The following is a 22,123-nucleotide window of genomic DNA, read 5'->3' as shown; positions in this document are numbered from 1 at the left end:
AACTACATGAGCACTGGCAAAGAGCAATTGGACGTAGAAGACGACTTCATCCCCGTTGAGGCTGACGATGCCGAGCCGGTGGTGGAAGTAGCCAAAACCAACCTGAGCAAACGCCGCACCATCGACAATCTGCTGGAGGAGCGCCGACTGCAAAAGCAATTGGCCGATTACGATTTTGACTTATGACATCTAAAAGCCTCCCGAAACGGAGGCTTTTTGCTAAATGCTGAACCGTGACAAGTGCCCGCTTATCCGGTGTCGTCAACGCTGCGCAATCAGACAAGCCCATTGCGCTGAGCCAGTTCGATCAGGTCGACCAGAGAGCGCGCATTAAGCTTCAACAACAACCGCGTCTTGTAGGTACTGACGGTTTTGTTGCTGAGAAACATCCCATCGGCAATCTCCTTGTTGGTCTTGCCCCGAGCCAGCTGTTGTAGAACCATCATCTCCCGCCCCGACAGGCGATCCACCATATCGGCTTCGCTGGCGTTGCCCAAACTGGCACGCACGGTGTGCAATGCTTGATTGGGGAAGTAACTGTAACCGGACAGAACAGCCTTTATTGCACTGAGCAACTCCGTCAGGTCCTGTTGCTTGCAAACATATCCGGCAGCACCGGATTGCATGCATCGCATGGAGAAATGCCCAGGTGCCTGTGAAGTCAATATCAATACTTTCATCGGTAAGGCTGCCGAACTCAATCGTGCGATAACTTCCAGGCCATCGAGTTTTGGTATTCCAATATCCAGAATGACAATGTCCGGCATTTGTTCACGGGCAAGTTGTAATGCATCCACACCATTGTCTGTTTCAGCAACGACTTCGTAGCCATGACGTTCCATCAGCATACGTACCGCAAGACGAATGACGGGATGATCATCCACGATCAGCACTTTATTCATGGGCAAGTCCAATTTCGCTGTTCGAATTTTTAGAGCCCGCACAATAGCCTAGTCGTTTCCCCCATGGCATGCCGCGCCCCCCGGGCATCTACAGCGAAAGACATTCCCTACAAACATCGCGGATTAGTCTTACAAAAAACCCTCGAACTCCGCCTCTGGAAAACTGTATCCGCATTGTGCATGTGTTTTTTCAACGGTGGTTTTTTGTATCAATTCACAACAAACACAAACCTTTATCGACTCTATTTTTTTCCCGCCGAACACAATCTGCCCCTCCATCCCCCTCAACGCAACAGATACTTTTAGTGCCAAACACTGAAAAAGGAAAGATCGCACAGGAAGTGCCACTCACCCTTACAGAAAAATTCAAGAATTGAACAACCATTAAAACAATACAACCCACACCGAAACAAACAGGGTATATTTTTAAAAACCAGCAACGAACCTTTTTAAGGGACTACAGCCAATCAACCGCAATAAACCAACCACTGCAATACAACCCATAAAATTTCAATCCATTAGAGAATAGACAACCAATATGAGTACAACACATGAAAATTCCCAAAAAAAGAATCGCAAACCCCATTACCGTTATCGCCATATTCGCAACACTGTCTGAAACTTCAGCAGCAGTGATATTACCTTTACTGGATAACAGAGAAAGGGAGATCTATATTTGGTTCTTGATAAGCTTTCCCTTTTATTTGCTTCTTCTTTTCTTTGCGACACTCAACTTCAATTATCGATCGTTGTACGCGCCTTCGGACTATGAAAAGGGCGAGCATTTCATAGAAGCCCTTGGTGAAATGGATAACCGGGAAAATGAGGCAACAGATGTTCCGCCTGCATCTCGCTCTCCCAACGCACAATCCCCTCCCGACGACATCGACTCGCGGCAAACCGCAGGCGAACAACGTATTCGACTGTCTCAGCCAGCAAATAGCCTGCAGATCATCGATGCACGTCAACTCAACAAGACAATCGAATTCAGTGCCTTGTCCCAGGCCATAAAAAAGCCACGGGAAAAACACTGTCAGGCAGTTTTATTTATCGCGGATACAGAATCGGAAAAATGCCTCAAGGAAGGCGCACTCAACCTTTTAAAGCAGACAAGAAAACGCAGCAACGCTACTTTTTATGTTGTTTACAATTTATGTTCAAAGAGAGTGACAGTTCTTGAATCTTGCCACTGACGTACACCACACGACGGTGATGAAAGCGGAGGGAGGTACCCGACAACGTGATATTGAGATTTCAGATAAAAAACAGCATCTGCAAATTTGTGGCCTCCTCGATGAGGAGGCCACAAATTCATTTCCGACTCAAAGGTCTCAGAACAGCTTGCGACCCTTGTTGGCTGCAATGCGCATACGCAGGGCGTTAAGCTTGATGAAGCCTGCCGCGTCGGCCTGGTTGTAGGCGCCGCCATCTTCTTCAAAGGTAGCAATGTTGGCGTCGAACAGCGACTCATCGGACTTGCGGCCGGTGACGATGACATTGCCCTTGTACAGTTTCAGACGCACGACACCGTTCACGTGGGCCTGGGACGCATCGATCATCTGTTGCAGCATCAGACGCTCAGGGCTCCACCAGTAACCGGTGTAGATGAGGCTGGCGTACTTAGGCATCAACTCGTCTTTGAGGTGAGCCACTTCGCGGTCCAGGGTGATCGATTCGATCGCACGGTGAGCGCGCAGCATGATGGTGCCGCCAGGGGTTTCGTAGCAGCCACGGGACTTCATGCCCACGTAACGGTTCTCGACGATGTCGAGACGACCGATACCGTGTTCACCACCAATACGGTTCAACGTCGCCAGAACGGTGGCCGGAGTCATTTCGACGCCGTCCAGCGCAACGATGTCGCCGTTGCGGTAGGTCAGTTCCAGGTACTGCGGCTTGTCAGGAGCCTTTTCCGGGGAAACGGTCCAGCGCCACATGTCTTCTTCGTGTTCGGTCCAGGTGTCTTCCAGCACGCCGCCTTCATAAGAGATGTGCAGGAGGTTGGCATCCATCGAGTACGGCGATTTCTTCTTGCCGTGACGCTCGATCGGGATCGCGTGTTTTTCCGCGTAGTCCATCAGCTTCTCGCGGGACAGCAGGTCCCACTCGCGCCACGGAGCAATCACTTTTACGCCTGGCTTCAAAGCATAGGCGCCCAGTTCGAAACGAACCTGGTCGTTGCCTTTACCGGTGGCGCCGTGGGAAATGGCGTCAGCGCCGGTTTCGTTGGCGATTTCAATCAGTCGCTTGGCGATCAGCGGACGCGCGATGGAAGTACCCAGCAGGTACTCGCCTTCGTAAACGGTGTTGGCGCGGAACATCGGGAACACGAAATCGCGCACGAACTCTTCGCGCAGGTCGTCGATGTAGATTTCTTTGACGCCCATGGCCTGAGCCTTGGCGCGTGCAGGTTCAACCTCTTCGCCCTGACCCAGGTCAGCGGTGAAGGTCACCACTTCACAGTTATAAGTATCCTGCAGCCACTTGAGGATCACCGAAGTGTCCAGGCCGCCGGAATACGCCAGAACGACCTTGTTTACGTCCGCCATGCCATCACTCCACGGGGTTCTACGGAAAGCCGAGAAGTCTACCGCTCATGCAGGATAATTTACAGTGGCGCGACAGCTTATGACGACGAAGCGACAGATTATGTCGAGAGCGCGACGATGACCGTAGAGTCAGGAAGTCGTTGAAGTGGCCGGTTTCACGGCTTGAGGTGCCACCTGCTCGGGTGGTGCTCCCCGTTCCAGACGTATGGTCACACGACGATTTCTCGAACGATTGGCGTTGTTGATATTGGGCGCCAACGGATAGGCTTCGCCGTGAAAGCGCAGGGTGATCTGCGATTCCTGGATCCCGTTGGCCTTGAAGAACTCCATCACAGCCAAGGCTCGACGTCGTGACAGGTCGCGATTGGTCAGGCGGTTACCGCTGTTGTCGGAATGGCCGTCAAGTTCGATATGGTTAACCGTCGGATCAGCCTTCATGTACTCCAGCATCACCCGGAGCTTGGCTTTCGCTGCCGCATCCAGATCGATACCGCCACCGGGGAAACCCACTTCGGATTGTTTGACCTGATCGAAATTCTGCGGCAACAATTTGGCCACACAGCTTTGGTAATCGGCGAATGCCTTGTTGAACCTGACCGGCAACAAGCGTACTTCCGATACCCGACCATCCGCCGAAGAATGCCGTACCACAGGGCTGCGACCGTCAATCAGGCCGCTGATCAGCCGTCCGGCCTGCGCTTGTGAACTGTTGAACAGCACGTTGCCGCTGCCGATTCGAACGGAGCCGAGATTGATGTCACCGCGCCCCGGTTGCCACGGCGCAGCCGCCGCCAACAGTGTGGCCGAGCCTCCACCCAGCATCGCGTTATAGGCATTCAGACGAAACGTCGCCTGCTCGCCAGCGCGTCGCACGAATTGCCCTGAGCCGAAATCGGTGATCGGCTGGGTCAAGCGGCACTCGAACTTGTCACCTTCGACCGTCCACTCAATACTCTCCAGACGAGTCTGGAAAGTGAGCGCCATCGCGGGAAGGCTGGCAAACACACTGAGCAAGGCTAAATAACGCTGGCGCACGGGAGGCTCCACTGGCTTCTACAACAAAAAGACCGACACACAGATGTTTACGGCATACCTGTTGGATATCGGAAGCTTCCTGCAAAACTTGATAGCGAGTGCCTGCAAGTGTCTTTTCCGGTAGCATTCCCCTCAGTTTGACCCGCCTGGAATCCCCTCATGTCCGACCGCCTGACCCTGCTGCGTCCCGACGACTGGCACATTCATCTTCGCGATGGTGCCGTGTTGACCAATACCGTTGCGGATGTCGCGCGCACCTTTGGTCGCGCCATCATCATGCCCAACCTGGTCCCTCCGGTCCGCAATGCGGCTGAAGCCGACGGCTATCGTCAGCGGATTCTCGCTGCCCGCCCGGCCGGCAGCCCGTTCGAACCGCTGATGGTTCTGTACCTCACCGATCGCACCCAGCCTGAAGAAATTCGCGAGGCCAAGGCCAGCGGTTTCGTTCACGCCGCCAAGTTGTACCCGGCCGGCGCGACCACCAACTCGGACTCTGGCGTCACCAGTATCGACAAGATTTTCCCGGCACTGGAGGCCATGGCCGAAGTCGGAATGCCTTTGTTGATCCACGGTGAGGTCACCCGCGGCGATGTCGATGTCTTCGACCGCGAAAAAATCTTCATCGATGAGCACATGCGCCGTGTAGTCGAGCGTTTCCCGACGCTCAAAGTGGTGTTCGAACACATCACCACCGCTGACGCCGTGCAGTTCGTCAACTCGGCCTCGGCCAACGTTGGCGCGACCATCACCGCGCATCACCTGCTGTACAACCGCAACCACATGCTGGTGGGCGGGATCCGGCCGCACTTCTATTGCTTGCCGATCCTCAAGCGCAACACCCATCAGGAAGCCCTGCTCGACGCCGCCACCAGTGGCAGCGAGAAATTCTTCCTCGGTACCGACTCGGCGCCCCACGCCCAGCATGCCAAGGAAGCCGCCTGCGGTTGCGCCGGTTGCTACACCGCTTATGCAGCGATCGAGATGTACGCCGAAGCGTTCGAACAGCGCAATGCACTGGACAAGCTCGAAGCCTTCGCCAGCCTCAACGGCCCGCGTTTCTATGGCCTGCCGGCAAACACCGATCGCATCACCCTGGTCCGTGAAGAATGGACTGCCCCAACCAGCCTGCCGTTTGGCGAGCTGACCGTTATCCCGCTGCGCGCCGGTGAAAAACTGCGCTGGCGCCTGCTGGAGGAACACGCGTGAGTGAAGACCATTTCGACGACGAACAGGAAGGCCAAGGCGGTGGCGGTGGTTCCCGTCACCCGATGGCCGCACGGTTTCGTGGCTATCTGCCAGTTGTCGTCGACGTAGAAACCGGTGGTTTCAACTCGGCCACCGACGCCCTGCTGGAAATCGCCGCAACCACCATTGCCATGGATGAAAAGGGTTTTGTCTACCCGGATCACACCTACTTCTTCCGGGTCGAGCCTTTCGAAGGCGCGAACGTCGAAGCGGCAGCGCTGGAGTTCACCGGGATCAAGCTCGATCACCCTCTGCGCATGGCCGTGAGTGAAGAAACTGCCCTGAACGATATCTTCCGCGGCGTGCGCAAGGCGCTCAAGGCCAATGGCTGCAAGCGGGCGATTCTGGTCGGCCACAACAGCAGCTTCGACCTGGGCTTCCTCAACGCTGCGGTCGCGCGCCTGGACATGAAACGCAACCCGTTTCATCCATTCTCCAGCTTCGACACCGCAACCCTCGCCGGTCTGGCCTACGGTCAAACTGTGCTGGCCAAGGCTTGTCAGGCGGCGGATATCGACTTCGATGGTCGCGAGGCTCACTCGGCTCGCTATGACACCGAGAAAACCGCCGAACTGTTCTGCGGCATCGTCAATCGCTGGAAACAAATGGGTGGCTGGGAAGATTTCGACGACTGATAGCTCGCCGCCCCCCCATAAAAAAACCGGCCTCTAAGGCCGGTTTTTTTTATCTGCTTTTTAAAGCTGGAGCCTGCGCCTTACAGTGCGGCAGCGTGCTCGGTCAGGTAAGCCGCAACGCCTTCTGGCGAAGCGTTCATGCCTTTGTCGCCTTTTTTCCAGTTGGCAGGGCAGACTTCGCCGTGCTCTTCGTGGAATTGCAGAGCGTCGACCAGACGCAGCAGCTCTTCCATGTTACGGCCCAGCGGCAGGTCGTTGATGATCTGCGAACGGACAACGCCTTTGTCGTCGATCAGGAAAGCGCCACGGAACGCTACGCCGTCAGCGGACTGAACGTCGTAGGCCTTCATGATTTCCTGCTTGATGTCGGCAGCCATGGTGTAACGGACTTCGCCGATACCGCCATTATTGACCGGAGTGTTGCGCCAGGCGTTGTGGGTGAAGTGCGAATCGATCGAAACCGCGACCACTTCAACGTTGCGTGCCTTGAACTCAGACATGCGGTTGTCCAGAGCGATCAGCTCCGACGGGCAAACGAAGGTGAAGTCCAGTGGGTAGAAGAACACCAGGCCGTATTTGCCTTTGATGGCCGACGACAGGGTGAAGCTGTCTACGATTTCGCCATTGCCGAGTACGGCCGGTACGGTGAAGTCAGGGGCTTGTTTGCCTACGAGTACGCTCATTGGATATCTCCTGGTGTAGAAACGTGAATAACAAGGTTTGCGCCAGCCTGCCACTCTCAGGCGACAGCCCTGTGACACAAATCCGTTGCGCAAAGACCGGCCATCATACACTGCGTGTTTGGCCTGTCCTCAACGGTTTTTCCTGCTGGCGTAAAATTGCAGGAGCAAAATCAGCGCCTGCGCAGTGAAGAAAAACCGTTCGTCAGCCCTGGAGAAATGTTGCCTCAAAGCACTTTGACAATCATTCTCGTTAACATTAAGATCCATCGCATTCGAGCATAAACAAGCGACGGTCTTCTCTTATGTATGTTTGCCTCTGCACTGGTGTCACCGACGGTAAAATCCGCGATGCGATCTATGAAGGATGCTGCAGCTACAAAGAAGTCCGTTTAGCCACAGGCGTTGCCAGTCAATGTGGCAAATGTGCCTGCCTGGCCAAGGAAGTGGTCCGTGAAACCCTGATGGAACTGCAAACCGCGCAAGCTGCGATTCCTTTTCCCGCAGAATTTACCGCCGCCTGAATATCCCATTTCAAAGAACCGGACTGATGTCCGGTTTTTTTATGCCTGAAAATCAACCAGTTAGATGCTAGACGCGGAACACAAACATTCTTATTCCGATTAATTTTCATATATTATTCAATAACTTAGGTTTGACACTCTTAGTTGTGCGGCTCAAACTCTGCCTTATAGACAGCTAATAAAGGGCAGGACCCCATCATGAAAGGCGACATTACAGTCATCCAGCATCTCAACAAGATCCTTGCCAATGAGCTGGTCGCGATCAACCAATACTTCCTGCATGCACGGATGTATGAGGATTGGGGTCTGAACAAACTCGGCAAACACGAGTATCACGAATCCATCGATGAGATGAAGCACGCGGACAAGCTGATCAAGCGCATCCTGTTCCTCGAGGGCCTGCCGAACGTGCAGGACCTGGGCAAGCTGCACATCGGCGAGCACACCAAGGAAATGCTTGAGTGCGACCTGCGTATCGAGAAAACCGGTCACGCCGATCTGAAAGCCGCCATCGCGCATTGCGAGAAAGTCGGCGACTTCGGTAGCCGTGAACTGCTTGAAGACATCCTTGAGTCCGAAGAAGAACATATCGACTGGCTGGAAACCCAACTGGGCCTGATCGACAAGATTGGTCTGGAGAACTATCTGCAATCGCAGATGGGCGAAGACGAGTAAGTTCGACGCGATTAATTGCGATGCAATAAAAAGCCCCGTTCTCTTTTGAAGAAGCGGGGCTTTTTTGTTCTTGCTCGTTGCAGGAGCTGAGCTTGCTCGCGATGATCGTTAACGATACCGCAACCCGTCAGGTAACCCGCGGTGGACTTGAATCCATCGCGAGCAAGCTTTGCTCCTACAAAGATACGAGATCAGGCTTCGCTTTTTGGAGCAGCAGCCTTGGCAGCTGCATCCTTGATCAGCGCCTGCAGCGAGCCGTCGGCGGACATCTCGGTCATGATGTCGCTACCGCCGACCAGCTCACCAGCAACCCACAGCTGCGGGAAGGTTGGCCAGTTGGCGTATTTTGGCAGGTTGGCGCGGATTTCCGGGTTCTGCAGGATGTCCACGTACGCAAACTTTTCGCCACATGCCATCACGGCCTGCGCGGCTTTAGCGGAGAAGCCGCACTGCGGGGCATTCGGCGAGCCTTTCATGTAAAGCAGAATGGTGTTGTTGGCAATCTGCTCTTTAATCGTTTCGATGATATCCATGGAGCACCTCGGCTGAACTTTCCGACTCATGGGTCGGCACGGTGGCGCATTGTAACGGAAAGCCGAGCGCCCTGCTCGGTCTCTCCGTCAGATACGATCAGGCCGCTGCCACGGTCACCGGGACGCCATTGAGCGCCGCATTTCCGGACAATTCATCGAGCTGACATTCGTCAGTCAGGTCGTTGGCACTGGAGCCCGGCTGGCCACTGGCAATCGTCATTTGCACGCCTGGGCGCGCATGGCCCCAACCGTGCGGAAGACTGACCACGCCTTTCATCATATCCAGACTGCCGAGCACCTCCACTTCAATTACCCCGACCCGTGAACTGACCCGCACACGCTGCCCGTCACTCAAGCCCCGACTGGCCAAATCATCGGGGTGCATCAGCAACTGATGGCGCGGCTTGCCCTTCACCAGACGATGATAGTTGTGCATCCACGAGTTATTGCTGCGCACATGGCGACGGCCGATCATCAGCAACTCATCGGCTGCCGGGGCCTGGAGTGCGCAAAAGCGCGCCAGATCGGCAAGGATCGCGGCAGGTGCGGCCTGAATCCGTTGGTTGGCGGTTTTCAGACGCGACGCCAGGTTTGGCTTGAGCGCCCCCAGATCAACGCCATGGGGATGGTCGAACAATGTCGCCAAGGACAGTTTTTGCTCTGACGCATCGCCGTACAGGCCCATGCGCAGACCACGATCGATCATCTGCGCCGGAGCGATGGTGGGTTTGAGCTCCTTGCCGGTCTTCGCGGCGAATGCCTGGGCCAATCCGACGAAAATCTCCCAGTCATGCAGCGCACCTTCGGGTTTGGGCAGAATTGCACGATTGAACCGGCTGACATTGCGCACGGCGAACATGTTGAAGGTCGTGTCGTAGTGATCGTTTTCCAGCGCCGAGGTGGACGGCAGGATCAGGTCGGCGTATCGCGTGGTTTCATTGATGTACAAGTCGACACTGACCATGAACTCCAGTCCATCCAGCGCTTGCTCCAGTTGTCGGCCATTGGGCGTCGACAACACTGGATTGCCCGCCACGGTAATCAGCGCACGGACCTGCCCTTCGCCCTCGGTCAACATTTCTTCGGCCAGCGCTGATACCGGCAGCTCCCCGGCGTACTCCGGACGCCCGGACACCCGGCTCTGCCACAGATTGAAATGCCCACCCGAAGTAGAGGCCACCAGGTCGATCGCCGGCTCGGTGCACAAGGCGCCGCCAACACGATCGAGATTACCGGTCACCAGGTTGATCAACTGCACCAGCCAGTGGCAAAGCGTGCCGAACGCCTGGGTCGAGACGCCCATGCGACCGTAGCAAACCGCGCTTGGCGCAGCGGCAAAGTCCCGCGCCAGTTGGCGGATCTGCTCGGCTGGCACCGCGCAAAGCGGGCTCATGGCTTCGGCGGTGAATGTCGCGATTGCCTCGCGAACGTCATCCAGACCGTCAACAGGCAAGTGACTGTCGCGGACCAGTCCTTCAGCGAACAACGTATTGAGCAGGCCGAACAACAGCGCCGCGTCGCCGCCAGGACGCACGAACAGATGCTGGTCGGCGATCGCCGCCGTTTCACTGCGTCGAGGATCGACCACGACCACTTTGCCGCCTCTTGCTTGAATGGCTTTCAAGCGCTTTTCCACATCCGGCACGGTCATGATGCTGCCGTTGGAGGCCAGCGGATTACCCCCGAGGATCAGCATGAAGTCGGTGTGATCGATGTCTGGAATCGGCAGCAACAAACCGTGGCCGTACATCAAATGGCTGGTCAAATGATGGGGCAACTGGTCAACCGACGTTGCTGAAAACCGGTTACGGGTTTTCAGCAAGCCGAGAAAGTAATTGCTGTGGGTCATCAACCCATAATTGTGCACGCTGGGGTTGCCTTGATAGACCGCCACTGCGTTTTGCCCGTGACGTTCCTGGATTGCCGCCAGCCGCTCGGCGACAAGTTTGAAGGCGTCTTCCCACTCGATGGGCTGCCATTCGCTGCCCATCCGTCGCATCGGTTTATGCAGGCGATCAGGATCGTTCTGAATATCCTGCAGGGCGACAGCCTTGGGGCAAATATGCCCACGGCTGAACGTATCCAGAGGGTCACCCTTGATCGAGGTGATCTGCAGGTTGCCGGCGTCGGCCTCGGTGGTTTCGATGGTCAGGCCGCAGATGGCTTCACACAGGTGGCAGGCACGGTGATGGAGAGTCTTGGTCATGGCCAGTCTCTGTCTTGTTCTGAGCGGGCAATGTCGGCCGCGGAAACAAAACTATGGCGCCTGCCCCGCAACCGCGCCAGCGACGTTCATCTTGTGAATCGGTGACCATCAGGCCAGCCGATGGCCGTTGTCGATCAGCTCGACGGCAGCCTCGGTGGAGCCTGCGACTGGATTTCCTGGATGGTTTCGATCTGCTCGTGGGCGACATGCACCCCGGTCAGTTCGCCAATCAATCGCCAGTGATCGTCGAGCCCGGCACTGATGGTGGCCATGCGGTCGATCATCCGCCGACCAGCGTCGCGGGTAGTCTGATCGTTGCTGCGCAGCAGTTCGAAAGACATCGAAGTCATCGACGCGGTCAGGTGCGTCAGGGAGCGGGCTGTAAGGCCAAGCAATTCCATAAGTTGCTGTTCTTTCGATTCCATTGCGGTGGCTTCCTGCGTCGCTCGTGACTTATTTATAACCCAGCACTTTGCATTAGCAAATATTTCAGATCAGACGTACTGTTGCGAAATTCAGCGAATATCCAGGCGCAAACCGACCCACAATGCGTTATCCGCGCCCCGTTTGATTGCCAAGCCGCGCAGGCCCGGTGTACAAATGGCCCGCTGCTGTCAGGAAACAGGCTTCAAATGCGCGACTGCGGTCATCCCGTAGCCCCTCTGAAATCCCCTAAAAACCGTAGCCCTATTGGTAAGACGCGACATTTAATTATAAGATCGCGCCTTCCCCTATTTCGTCGCCCCGTGCGGCTTACGCCGCAGGTCTCGCCCGTTGTTCCGTCAAACAAGGCTTTGAGCATCTGCGGTTTGTAGCAAAAAGGTAGTCAATGATGAGCGCAAGGCACTTTCTCTCCCTGATGGATTGCACGCCCGAAGAGCTGGTCAGCGTGATCCGTCGAGGCGTTGAGCTCAAAGACCTGCGTAACCGCGGCGTACTGTTCGAGCCCCTGAAAAACCGCGTGCTCGGGATGATTTTCGAAAAGTCTTCGACCCGCACCCGCATTTCCTTCGAAGCCGGCATGATCCAGCTCGGTGGCCAGGCGATATTCCTGTCGCCCCGTGACACCCAACTGGGCCGCGGCGAACCGATCGGCGACTGCGCCATCGTCATGTCGAGCATGCTCGATGCGGTGATGATCCGCACCTTTGCCCACAGCAATCTGACCGAGTTCGCCGCCAACTCGCGCGTACCGGTGATCAACGGTCTGTCCGACGACCTGCATCCTTGTCAGTTGCTGGCCGACATGCAGACCTTCCTCGAACACCGCGGCTCGATCCAGGGCAAGACCGTGGCCTGGATCGGCGACGGCAACAATATGTGCAACAGCTATATAGAAGCGGCGATCCAGTTCGACTTCCAGTTGCGCGTTGCCTGCCCGGAAGGTTACGAGCCCAACCCCGAATTCGTGGCCAAGGCTGGGGACCGGGTGACCATCGTTCGCGATCCGCAAGACGCCGTACGCGGCGCCCACCTGGTGAGCACCGACGTCTGGACTTCGATGGGCCAGGAGGAAGAGACCGCCAAGCGCCTTCAGCTGTTCGCGCCCTACCAGGTCAACCGCGCACTGCTCGACCTGGCCGCGCCGGACGTGCTGTTCATGCATTGCCTGCCTGCGCACCGCGGCGAAGAAATCAGCGTCGACCTGCTCGACGACGCACGCTCGGTCGCCTGGGATCAAGCTGAAAACCGCTTGCATGCACAAAAGGCCCTGCTCGAGTTTCTCGTTGAACCGGCGTATCACCACGCATGAGCCAGCCATTACTGCTCAACCTGCGCAACCTCGCCTGCGGTTATCAAGACCAGCGTGTGGTGCAAAACCTCAACCTGCATTTGAACGCCGGTGACATCGGTTGCCTGCTCGGTTCTTCAGGCTGCGGCAAGACCACCACCCTGCGCGCCATAGCCGGTTTCGAGCCGGTGCACGAAGGTGACATCCAGCTGGCAGGCGAAACCATCTCCAGCGCCGGTTTCACCCTCTCGCCGGAGAAGCGCCGGATTGGCATGGTGTTCCAGGACTACGCATTGTTTCCGCACCTGAGTGTGGCCGACAACATCGCCTTCGGGATTCGCAAGCATCCGCAAAAGGATCGCGTCACCGAAGAGTTGCTGGAGCTGGTCAACCTCAAGGGCCTCGGCAAGCGCTTCCCCCACGAACTCTCCGGTGGTCAGCAGCAACGCGTTGCCCTGGCCCGCGCCCTGGCGCCCGAGCCGCAGTTGCTGTTGCTCGACGAACCGTTCTCCAATCTCGATGGCGAACTGCGCCGCAAGCTCAGCCACGAAGTGCGCGACATTCTCAAGGCCCGTGGCACCAGCGCGATTCTGGTGACCCACGATCAGGAAGAAGCCTTCGCGGTCAGCGATCATGTGGGTGTTTTCAAGGAAGGACGGCTGGAGCAGTGGGATACGCCCTACAACCTCTATCACGAACCGCTGACGCCCTACGTGGCCAGCTTCATCGGCCAGGGGTACTTCATTCGTGGCCAACTCAGCAGCCCGGAGTCGGTGCAAACCGAGCTGGGCGAGTTGCGCGGTAACCGGGCCTATACCTGGCCGGTAGGCGGCGCAGTGGACGTACTGCTGCGTCCGGACGATATCGTTTATGCACCAGACAGCGCATTGAAGGTACGAATCGTCGGCAAGTCTTTCCAGGGCGCATCAACGCTCTATCGCCTGCAATTGCCGACCGGTACCCAGCTGGAGTCGATCTTCCCGAGCCATGTCGATCAACAGATCGGTGCTGAGGTGGGCATTCGTGTCTCTGCCGAACACCTGGTGCTGTTCCAGGCGAGCGGGAGTATGGCGGCGCAGATTCCGACCGTTGAATCGGGTGTGCGGCGGTACAGCAGCGTTAGTTAATCAACACCTTCCCTGTAGGAGCGAGCCTGCTCGCGATGACGGTTTCACATTCAACAACAATGTTGGCTGATGTACCACTATCGCGAGCAGGCTCGCTCCTACAACGGATTTGCATTAGCCCAGCATCAGCGTGCCGCTGGCCACCAGCGTTGCATTCCCGCCTATCTTCACCCGATCCCCTTCCAGCCGGCAGAACAACTCCCCGCCCCGCGCCGAGCACTGGTAAGCCGTCAAACCCGACTTGCCCAGACGTTTCGACCAATACGGAATCAGGCTGCAATGGGTCGATCCGGTCACCGGGTCTTCGTTGATGCCAATCGCCGGCGCGAAGTAGCGCGAGACGAAATCATGTTTGCTGCCCCGGGCCGTGACGATGGCGCCCAGCCACGGCAGTTTTGCCAATGCGGCCATGTCCGGTTTGCAATCGAGCACGGCCTGCTCAGACTCCAGCACCACGAACAATTCATTCGAGCCGAGCACGTCTACTGCTTCCACGCCGAGCGCACGCTCGACATCAAGGGTCACGCCCACTTCCGACGGGATGATCGTCGGAAAATCCAGCCACAAACGTCCACCCTCGCGACTGACGCTCAGTGGGCCTGACTTGCAGGTGAAGTCCAGGCGCTCGACCGGTTCCTTGTAGATCTCGAACAAAACATGGGCACTGGCCAACGTCGCGTGCCCGCACAGCGGGACTTCGGTGGACGGGGTAAACCAGCGGATGTGCCAGCCCAGCCCTTCTCGTACGACGAAAGCCGTTTCGGCAAGGTTGTGTTCGGCGGCGATCTTCTGCATCAACTCATCGGCAAGCCAGGCGTCCAGCCGATAGACCATTGCCGGGTTGCCGCTAAATGGTTGATCGCTGAACGCGTCGACCTGATGAAACTCGAGTTGCATAACCATCTCCCTGTGTCAGGTCGCCGAGCATGAGGTCGCCGAGAAAAACGCACCAGTGACAGAACAGCGCGATTTTCACCATACAGCGACGTATCCAGCCCCTCAGGTGCGGCCGATGTCGGCGAACTTCGCCTGAGTATGTTCGGCCAGCACCGCCGGGGCCAATTCGACCTCCAGGCCACGCCGACCGGCACTGACGAAAATGCTCGCCAAGGGCTGGGCAGAATTGTCTATAAATGTGCGCAAGCGCTTCTTTTGCCCCAGCGGGCTGATCCCGCCCAGCAGATACCCCGTAGCGCGTTGCGCAGCTGCGGGGTCGGCCATTTCGACTTTTTTCACCCCGGCGGCGTGGGCCAGGTGTTTCAAATCCAGGCTGCCGCCAACTGGCACCACCGCCACCAGCAATTCACCCTTTTCACTGGCCGCCAGCAAAGTCTTGAACACTTGCGCCGGGTCCAGTCCAAGCTTCTCTGCAGCCTCCAATCCGTAAGACGCAGCTTTCGGATCATGTTCATAACTGTGCACCCGGTGTTCGGCGCGAACCTTTTTCAGCAAATCCAATGCGGGGGTCATGGCAGCTCCAGACTGGGAGACAGTAAAAAAATCTTGCGCGGAATTCTAGGACATTGATACGCAAAAGGCTCTATCCCGGTGCCGGTTGAACAGGCCACCAATCAGCACCTGTTGGGATCATTCACAGGATTAATAGTTTAATTATGACCAATGGTTCACTTTCGACCTTTGACAGCAGTGTTTCTTGTCTATATTTTTTCGTTTATGAAACTGTACGAAACGTCTTACCGCAGTGCCCAGCTGTAAACCGGGACAGGATGGGGATCCTGCCTTGGGGAAAAACGCGCTCTGACCATGATGGAATGAAAGCGCCAGACAAGAAAAAAAATGAGGTTTCAATGACTACCGCTTTACAACAACCGTCCCTCTCGAGCCAATGCATGGCCGAATTTTTAGGTACTGCGCTGCTGATCTTTTTTGGTACGGGTTGTGTTGCCGCGCTCAAGGTCGCGGGCGCCAGCTTCGGCTTGTGGGAAATCAGCATCATCTGGGGCGTCGGCGTGAGCATGGCCATCTACTTGACCGCCGGGGTTTCCGGCGCGCATCTCAATCCAGCCGTCAGCATTGCACTGAGCATTTTTGCCGATTTCGAAAAGCGCAAACTACCGTTCTATATCTTTGCCCAGATCGCTGGCGCCTTTTGCGGTGCCCTGTTGGTGTACACGCTGTACAGCAACCTTTTCTTCGATTTCGAACAAACTCACCACATGGTTCGCGGCACCCAAGCCAGCCTTGAACTGGCATCGGTGTTTTCCACGTTTCCCAATCCCAGCCTGACCACGGCGCAAGCGTTCCTGGTGGAAGTGATCATCACCGCCATCCTGATGGGCGTGATCATGTCGCTGACCGACGATAACAATGGCCTGCCCAATGGCCCGCTGGCGCCGATCCTGATTGGCTTGCTGATCGCGGTCATTGGCAGTTCGATGGGACCGCTGACCGGTTTCGCGATGAACCCTGCGCGCGACTTCGGCCCCAAGCTGATGACTTTCTTCACGGGGTGGGGCGATATTTCCTTCACCGGCGGTCGCGATATTCCGTATTTCCTGATTCCGATATTTGCACCGATCGTCGGTGCCTGCCTGGGTGCAGCCGCTTATCGCGGCTTGATCGCCCGCCATCTACCGAGCACCGAGCCCGCAATGAAGGAAGCAACACCGGCCATTGACGGCAAACCGAGAATTTCTTGATACCGTTGGCGCATGATCCTGCCGAACAGATCGCGCGCCAGAACTCGCTCCCATATTTCGTCCAAGGCAATCGACATGACCGACACTCAGAATAAGAACTACATCATTGCCCTCGATCAGGGTACGACCAGCTCCCGCGCGATCATTTTCGACCGCGACGCCAACGTGGTCTGCACCGCCCAGCGGGAGTTCGCACAGCACTACCCGCAAGCCGGCTGGGTCGAACATGACCCGATGGAGATCTTTGCCACGCAAAGCGCGGTGATGGTCGAGGCGCTGGCGCAAGCCGGCCTGCATCACGATCAGGTCGCGGCCATCGGTATCACCAACCAGCGTGAAACCACGGTGGTCTGGGACAAGAACACCGGGCGTCCGATCTACAACGCCATTGTCTGGCAGTGCCGACGCAGCACCGAAATCTGCCAGCAGCTCAAGCGCGATGGCCATGAGCAATACATCAGCGACACCACGGGCCTGGTCACCGACCCGTACTTTTCCGGCACCAAGCTCAAATGGATTCTCGACAACGTCGAAGGCAGCCGTGAGCGCGCGCGCAACGGTGAATTGCTGTTCGGAACCGTCGACAGCTGGCTGATCTGGAAATTTACCGGCGGCAAAGTGCATGTCACCGACTACACCAACGCCTCGCGCACCATGCTCTTCAACATCCACACCCTGGAGTGGGATACGAAGATGCTGGAGGTGCTGGATATCCCCCGGGAAATGCTGCCGCAAGTGAAGTCGTCATCGGAAATCTACGGCCAGACCAAAAGCGGCATCGCCATCGGCGGTATCGCCGGCGATCAGCAAGCGGCGTTGTTCGGCCAGATGTGTGTCGAGGCCGGTCAGGCCAAAAACACCTACGGCACCGGCTGCTTCCTGTTAATGAACACCGGCGACAAAGCCGTGAAATCCAACCACGGCATGCTCACCACCATCGCCTGCGGCCCGCGCGGCGAAGTGGCCTATGCGCTGGAAGGCGCGGTGTTCAACGGCGGCTCCACCGTGCAATGGCTGCGTGACGAGTTGAAGATCATCAACGACGCCCACGACACTGAATACTTCGCCAACAAGGTCAAGGACAGCAACGGCGTGTACCTGGTGCCGGCCTTTACCGGTCTTGGCGCTCCCTACTGGGACCCGTATGCCCGTGGCGCGCTGTTCGGCCTGACCCGCGGTGTACGCGTGGATCACATCATCCGTGCCGCACTGGAGTCGATCGCCTACCAGACCCGCGACGTGCTCGATGCCATGCAGCAGGATGCCGGCGAACGTCTCAAAGCCTTGCGCGTGGACGGTGGTGCGGTGGCGAACAATTTCCTCATGCAGTTCCAGGCCGACATTCTCGGTACTCAGGTCGAGCGCCCGCAAATGCGTGAAACCACGGCGCTGGGTGCCGCTTACCTGGCCGGCCTGGCGTGTGGCTTCTGGGGTAGCCTGGAAGAGTTGCGCGGCAAGGCTGTGATCGAGCGCAAGTTCGAACCGACCCTGGACGAAGCGGCGAAGGAAAAGCTTTACGCCGGCTGGAAAAAAGCGGTCAGCCGCACTCGCGATTGGGCCTCTGAAGACGAAGCTGAATAAGCCAACCAGCAGACTCGCATCTGTATGTAACTGGCAGGGAGCGGATTCCTGCGGCATCATGGGCAAATTTTGCACGGCAGCCCAAAGGACGCCCCATGAATCTGCCTCCCCGTCAGCAGCAAATCCTCGAACTGGTTCGCGAACGCGGCTACGTCAGTATCGAGGAAATGGCCACGCTGTTCGTTGTTACTCCGCAAACCATCCGCCGCGATATCAATCAACTCGCGGAAGCCAATTTGCTGCGTCGTTATCACGGCGGCGCGGCTTACGACTCCAGTGTCGAAAACACCGCTTACGCCATGCGTGCCGATCAGATGCGCGATGAAAAGCAGCGTATCGGCGAAGCCATTGCCGCACAGATCCCGGATCACGCGTCGCTGTTCATCAACATCGGCACGACGACCGAATCCATCGCCCGCGCCCTGCTCAATCACAACCATCTGAAGATCATCACCAACAACCTGCATGTGGCCTCGATGCTCAGTGCCAAGGACGACTTCGACGTGCTGCTGACCGGCGGCAACGTGCGGCGTGACGGTGGCGTGGTGGGTCAGGCCAGTGTCGATTTCATCAACCAGTTCAAGGTCGACTTCGCCCTGGTCGGGATCAGCGGCATCGATGAAGACGGCAGTTTGCTGGATTTCGATTATCAGGAAGTGCGGGTGTCCCAGGCGATCATCGCCAATGCCCGACAAGTGATCCTCGCCGCCGACTCCAGCAAATTCGGGCGCAACGCCATGATTCGCCTGGGGCCGATCAGCCTGGTCGATTGCCTGGTGACCGATCAGCAGCCTTCCCCGGCGCTGGCGCAGTTGTTGAGCCAGCACAAGGTTAGATTGGAAGTCGTTTAAGCACCCCCCTCCCCTGTGGCGAGGGAGCTTGCTCCCGTTGGGCTGCGAGGCAGCCCTTCCACCATTCAATCGAGTTCCCTCAGAATCATCGGATCAGCCGTCAATGCGACGGCTTCGCCGCCGAGCGGGAGCAAGCTCCCTCGCCACAAAAGCCCTCCGCTAACGCTTCAATGTTCGTAAATTTTCCTTTCACCGCCCTTCGATGAGTATTTTCAATCGAAGCTGACTGGCTGTGCGCATCTTTATGGGCTAGTATTTTCGCAAATGAACATTTATGTTCGTAATCAAATACAGAAAATCAAAAACACCCGAGGCCTTAGCCGATGCCCACTTCCACCTTGCCTACGCCCCCTCTTGCCGAGGTCTACGATATCGCCGTCATTGGTGGCGGGATCAATGGTGTAGGGATCGCAGCGGACGCCGCAGGCCGCGGTCTGTCAGTGTTCCTTTGCGAAAAGGATGACTTGGCCAGCCACACATCGTCAGCCAGCAGCAAGCTGATCCATGGCGGCCTGCGCTACCTCGAACATTACGAATTTCGTCTGGTGCGCGAAGCATTGGCCGAGCGAGAAGTGCTGCTGGCCAAGGCGCCGCACATCGTCAAGCAAATGCGCTTCGTGTTGCCGCACCGCCCTCATCTGCGTCCAGCCTGGATGATCCGCGCCGGGCTGTTTCTGTATGACAACCTCGGTAAACGCGAACAACTCCAGGGCTCGAAAAGCCTGAAGTTTGCTGCGGACAGCGCACTGAAAAGCGAAATCACCAAAGGCTTCGAGTATTCCGACTGCTGGGTCGACGATGCGCGTCTGGTGGTGCTCAATGCCATGGAAGCCCGGGAAAAAGGTGCCCACGTTCATACTCAGACCCGTTGCGTCAGCGCTCGTCGCACCAAGGGGCTGTGGCACCTGCACCTGGAACGCGCCGACGGCAGCCTGTTTTCGATTCGTGCCAAGGCACTGGTGAACGCGGCCGGCCCCTGGGTCGCCAAGTTCATTCGTGATGACCTGAAAATGGAATCGCCGTACGGCATCCGTCTGATCCAGGGCAGCCACCTGATCGTGCCGAAGCTGTACGAAGGCGAACATGCGCACATTCTGCAAAACGAAGACCAGCGCATCGTGTTCACCATTCCGTACCTGAACCACTTCACCCTGATCGGCACCACCGACCGCGAGTACACCGGCGACCCTGCCGCGGTTGCAATCACCGATGGCGAAACCGATTACCTGTTGAACGTGGTCAACGCCCACTTCAAAAAACAGATCAGCCGGGACGATATCCTGCACAGTTATTCCGGCGTGCGTCCGCTGTGCAACGACGAATCGGACAACCCGTCGGCGGTGACTCGTGATTACACCCTCGCCCTGTCGGGCTCCGGCGAAGAAGCCCCGTTGCTGTCGGTATTCGGCGGCAAGCTGACCACTTACCGCAAACTGGCCGAGTCGGCGTTGGCGCAATTGACACCGTACTTCTCGCACATCAAACCGAGCTGGACCGCCGATTCGCCCCTGCCAGGCGGCGAAGACATGACGACCCCGCAGGCGTTGAGCTCGAAAATTCGTGACCGGTTCGACTGGGTTCCGACCGAAATCTCGCGTCGCTGGGCCACCACCTACGGCAGCCGGACCTGGCGCATGCTCGAAGGGGTGCAGGACCTTGGCGATCTGGGCGAACACATCGGCGGGGGTCTCTATACCCGCGAAGTTGACTACCTGTGCAGCGAAGAATGGGCCACCACCGCCCATGACATTCTGTGGCGCCGCAGCAAGCTAGGCCTGTTCACCACGCCGGAGGAACAGGACAAGCTCAAGGACTACCTGAACAAGGTCGAGCAAAACCGCAGCAAGATCGAAGCGGCCTGATTGGTTTCCCGATCAAACGAAAGCCCCTGAATCTCACGATTCAGGGGCTTTTTTCGTAACGGCGCAATCATTCACGCAGATCAGATTCATGAATGGGTTGATCACGATGAGTAGCCCGTTGGTACTGCGCCGGCCAGATGGCCTTGCGTCCCCCGAGATCGTCGTCCGCATGCAGCGGCCAGTACGGGTCGCGCAACAACTCACGGGCCAGGAAAATGATATCCGCCTGACAGGTGCGCAGAATGTGTTCGGCCTGTGCCGGCTCGGTAATCATGCCGACAGTGCCGGTGGCGATTTCCGCTTCCTTGCGGACCTTTTCCGCGAAGCGCGTCTGATAACCAGGGCCGGTCGGAATTTCCGCGTTGACCGCCGTGCCACCCGACGAAACATCGATCAAATCGACCCCCAGGGTTTTCAGGCGTCGCGCCAGCTCGACGGTTTCATCCGGGTTCCAGCCATCCTCGACCCAGTCCGTGGCCGAGACCCGGACAAACAGCGGCAACTCTTGCGGCCACACCGCGCGCACGGCTTCGGTAACTTGCAACACCAGGCGAATGCGGTTTTCGAACGAGCCGCCCCATTGATCGCGCCGCTGATTACTCAGCGGTGAGAGGAATTGATGCAACAGATAACCATGGGCCGCATGCACTTCCACCACTTTGAAACCGGCGGCCAACGCGCGCTTGGCGGAATCGACGAAGGCCTGAATCACATCGGCGATTTCACCATCGTCAAGCTGTTTGGGTTGCGTGTGCTGAGGATCAAAAGCAATGGGCGACGGCCCGACCGGCAACCAGCCACCGTCTTCAGGTTTTACGCTGCCATGTTTGCCGAGCCAAGGGCGCCAGGTGCTGGCCTTGCGACCGGCATGGGCCAACTGGATACCCGCAACGCCACCCTGGGCGGCAATGAAGCGAGTGATGCGTTGCAGCGGCTCGATCTGCTCATCGTTCCACAGACCAAGGTCCTGCGCGGTAATCCGCCCGTCGGCCGTGACCGCCGTGGCTTCGGTAAACACCAGCCCGGCCCCGCCGATGGCACGGCTGCCGAGGTGGACCAGGTGCCAATCATTGGCCAGACCATCGACGCTCGAATACTGGCACATTGGCGACACCGCAATGCGGTTGAGCAGGGTCAATTGGCGAAGGGTATAGGGTTCAAGCAGCAGACTCATGGGGCACCTCTCGAATCAGTGGTCAGGCTCCAGGGTTCTGTTTGAAAGTCGACGAGTGACAGGAAAAAGGTACAACACCCGCCCCCGCGGGCAAAAGAATTCGACAAGACGTCACAAGGATAATCAAGCAGTGCTTAGAGCCTAGTCGACAT

At 57.3% G+C, this 22,123-nt stretch carries 22 protein-coding genes; 12 read left to right on the top strand and 10 right to left on the bottom strand.

Annotated elements, in window-relative coordinates; translation table 11 throughout:
• The first annotated feature begins 6 nt into the window (after positions 1-6).
• Complete coding sequence (locus tag D8V06_RS23935; RefSeq protein ID WP_056853597.1) at positions 7-186, top strand: hypothetical protein; 180 nt, start codon at positions 7-9, stop codon at positions 184-186.
• Positions 187-275: 89 nt separating this feature from the next.
• Here the strand turns inward: D8V06_RS23935 and D8V06_RS23930 are convergent, their stop codons facing one another.
• Positions 276-902, bottom strand: a complete 627-nt coding sequence (locus D8V06_RS23930; RefSeq protein WP_056853598.1) for a response regulator transcription factor — start codon at positions 900-902, stop codon at positions 276-278.
• 551 nt (positions 903-1,453) lie between these two features.
• On the opposite strand from D8V06_RS23930, the gene D8V06_RS23925 reads away from it, so the two are divergent.
• Entirely contained in the window at positions 1,454-2,095 is a 642-nt protein-coding gene (locus D8V06_RS23925) for a hypothetical protein (protein ID WP_056853599.1), read from the top strand.
• A 138-nt stretch (positions 2,096-2,233) separates the two neighbouring features.
• Here the strand turns inward: D8V06_RS23925 and D8V06_RS23920 are convergent, their stop codons facing one another.
• Both D8V06_RS23920 and D8V06_RS23915 read right to left on the bottom strand, forming a co-directional pair.
• Positions 2,234-3,451: an argininosuccinate synthase gene (locus tag D8V06_RS23920; RefSeq protein ID WP_020799894.1), complete on the bottom strand. Its 1,218-nt coding sequence runs from the start codon at positions 3,449-3,451 to the stop codon at positions 2,234-2,236.
• A 129-nt stretch (positions 3,452-3,580) separates the two neighbouring features.
• Entirely contained in the window at positions 3,581-4,486 is a 906-nt protein-coding gene (locus D8V06_RS23915; protein WP_056853600.1) for an OmpA family protein, read from the bottom strand.
• Positions 4,487-4,645: 159 nt separating this feature from the next.
• Here D8V06_RS23915 and pyrC point away from each other — a divergent pair, with 159 nt between their 5' ends.
• The gene (gene pyrC / locus D8V06_RS23910; protein WP_020799892.1) at positions 4,646-5,692 is read left to right on the top strand and encodes a dihydroorotase; all 1,047 of its coding nucleotides are present in this window, start codon (positions 4,646-4,648) and stop codon (positions 5,690-5,692) included.
• Positions 5,689-6,366: a ribonuclease T gene (gene rnt, locus D8V06_RS23905; RefSeq protein ID WP_056853601.1), complete on the top strand. Its 678-nt coding sequence runs from the start codon at positions 5,689-5,691 to the stop codon at positions 6,364-6,366. Before pyrC ends, rnt begins: the two co-directional genes overlap by 4 nt.
• 80 nt (positions 6,367-6,446) lie before the next feature.
• Here rnt and D8V06_RS23900 read toward each other — a convergent pair whose 3' ends face one another.
• A complete protein-coding gene (locus tag D8V06_RS23900) occupies positions 6,447-7,049 on the bottom strand; it encodes a peroxiredoxin C (protein ID WP_007971324.1) in 603 nt (200 codons plus the stop codon).
• A gap of 302 nt (positions 7,050-7,351) precedes the next feature.
• Here D8V06_RS23900 and D8V06_RS23895 point away from each other — a divergent pair, with 302 nt between their 5' ends.
• The gene (locus tag D8V06_RS23895) at positions 7,352-7,570 is read left to right on the top strand and encodes a bacterioferritin-associated ferredoxin (protein ID WP_056853602.1); all 219 of its coding nucleotides are present in this window, start codon (positions 7,352-7,354) and stop codon (positions 7,568-7,570) included.
• Between the two features lie 198 nt (positions 7,571-7,768).
• Positions 7,769-8,245, top strand: coding sequence for a bacterioferritin (gene bfr, locus D8V06_RS23890; protein WP_056853603.1), 477 nt, complete (start codon positions 7,769-7,771; stop codon positions 8,243-8,245).
• 191 nt (positions 8,246-8,436) lie between these two features.
• On the opposite strand, the gene grxD is transcribed toward bfr, so the two are convergent.
• From grxD to D8V06_RS23875, 3 genes are all read right to left on the bottom strand, one after another.
• Positions 8,437-8,778 carry a Grx4 family monothiol glutaredoxin gene (gene grxD, locus D8V06_RS23885; protein WP_056853604.1) on the bottom strand — a complete coding sequence of 114 codons (342 nt, stop codon included), beginning with the start codon at positions 8,776-8,778 and terminating at the stop codon, positions 8,437-8,439.
• Positions 8,779-8,875: 97 nt separating this feature from the next.
• Positions 8,876-10,984 carry a molybdopterin oxidoreductase family protein gene (locus D8V06_RS23880; RefSeq protein ID WP_130931935.1) on the bottom strand — a complete coding sequence of 703 codons (2,109 nt, stop codon included), beginning with the start codon at positions 10,982-10,984 and terminating at the stop codon, positions 8,876-8,878.
• Positions 10,985-11,118: 134 nt separating this feature from the next.
• A complete protein-coding gene (locus D8V06_RS23875; RefSeq protein ID WP_056853606.1) occupies positions 11,119-11,409 on the bottom strand; it encodes a hypothetical protein in 291 nt (96 codons plus the stop codon).
• Between the two features lie 407 nt (positions 11,410-11,816).
• Between D8V06_RS23875 and argF the strand changes: the two genes are divergently transcribed.
• Positions 11,817-12,737 (top strand): ornithine carbamoyltransferase, encoded by a 921-nt coding sequence (argF, locus tag D8V06_RS23870; protein WP_056853607.1) that lies wholly within the window; start codon positions 11,817-11,819, stop codon positions 12,735-12,737.
• Positions 12,734-13,843, top strand: coding sequence for an ABC transporter ATP-binding protein (locus D8V06_RS23865; protein WP_130906866.1), 1,110 nt, complete (start codon positions 12,734-12,736; stop codon positions 13,841-13,843). The genes argF and D8V06_RS23865 overlap by 4 nt, the downstream gene beginning before the upstream one ends.
• Positions 13,844-13,957: 114 nt before the next feature.
• On the opposite strand, the gene D8V06_RS23860 is transcribed toward D8V06_RS23865, so the two are convergent.
• A complete protein-coding gene (locus D8V06_RS23860; protein ID WP_056853609.1) occupies positions 13,958-14,740 on the bottom strand; it encodes a PhzF family phenazine biosynthesis protein in 783 nt (260 codons plus the stop codon).
• Positions 14,741-14,842: 102 nt separating this feature from the next.
• Positions 14,843-15,313, bottom strand: a complete 471-nt coding sequence (gene ybaK, locus D8V06_RS23855; RefSeq protein ID WP_056853610.1) for a Cys-tRNA(Pro) deacylase — start codon at positions 15,311-15,313, stop codon at positions 14,843-14,845.
• Positions 15,314-15,651: 338 nt separating this feature from the next.
• Between ybaK and D8V06_RS23850 the strand changes: the two genes are divergently transcribed.
• The 4 genes from D8V06_RS23850 to glpD all read left to right on the top strand — a co-directional run bounded on the left by D8V06_RS23850 (position 15,652) and on the right by glpD (position 20,797).
• Complete coding sequence (locus D8V06_RS23850) at positions 15,652-16,503, top strand: MIP/aquaporin family protein (protein WP_056853611.1); 852 nt, start codon at positions 15,652-15,654, stop codon at positions 16,501-16,503.
• A gap of 75 nt (positions 16,504-16,578) precedes the next feature.
• Positions 16,579-18,084, top strand: a complete 1,506-nt coding sequence (glpK, locus tag D8V06_RS23845; RefSeq protein WP_056853612.1) for a glycerol kinase GlpK — start codon at positions 16,579-16,581, stop codon at positions 18,082-18,084.
• A 95-nt stretch (positions 18,085-18,179) separates the two neighbouring features.
• Positions 18,180-18,935 (top strand): DeoR/GlpR family transcriptional regulator, encoded by a 756-nt coding sequence (locus D8V06_RS23840; protein ID WP_056853613.1) that lies wholly within the window; start codon positions 18,180-18,182, stop codon positions 18,933-18,935.
• A gap of 323 nt (positions 18,936-19,258) precedes the next feature.
• Positions 19,259-20,797 (top strand): glycerol-3-phosphate dehydrogenase, encoded by a 1,539-nt coding sequence (gene glpD / locus D8V06_RS23835; RefSeq protein WP_130905946.1) that lies wholly within the window; start codon positions 19,259-19,261, stop codon positions 20,795-20,797.
• Positions 20,798-20,864: 67 nt separating this feature from the next.
• Here the strand turns inward: glpD and D8V06_RS23830 are convergent, their stop codons facing one another.
• Positions 20,865-21,971, bottom strand: a complete 1,107-nt coding sequence (locus tag D8V06_RS23830) for an NADH:flavin oxidoreductase/NADH oxidase (RefSeq protein ID WP_130905947.1) — start codon at positions 21,969-21,971, stop codon at positions 20,865-20,867.
• Positions 21,972-22,123 lie beyond the last annotated feature (152 nt).

The organism is Pseudomonas sp. Sample_24 (assembly GCF_004307605.1).
In the GTDB taxonomy this organism is placed as follows: domain Bacteria; phylum Pseudomonadota; class Gammaproteobacteria; order Pseudomonadales; family Pseudomonadaceae; genus Aquipseudomonas.
The sequence above is the reverse complement of the archived record's forward strand: the minus strand, read 5'-3'. Positions and strand labels throughout refer to the sequence as shown.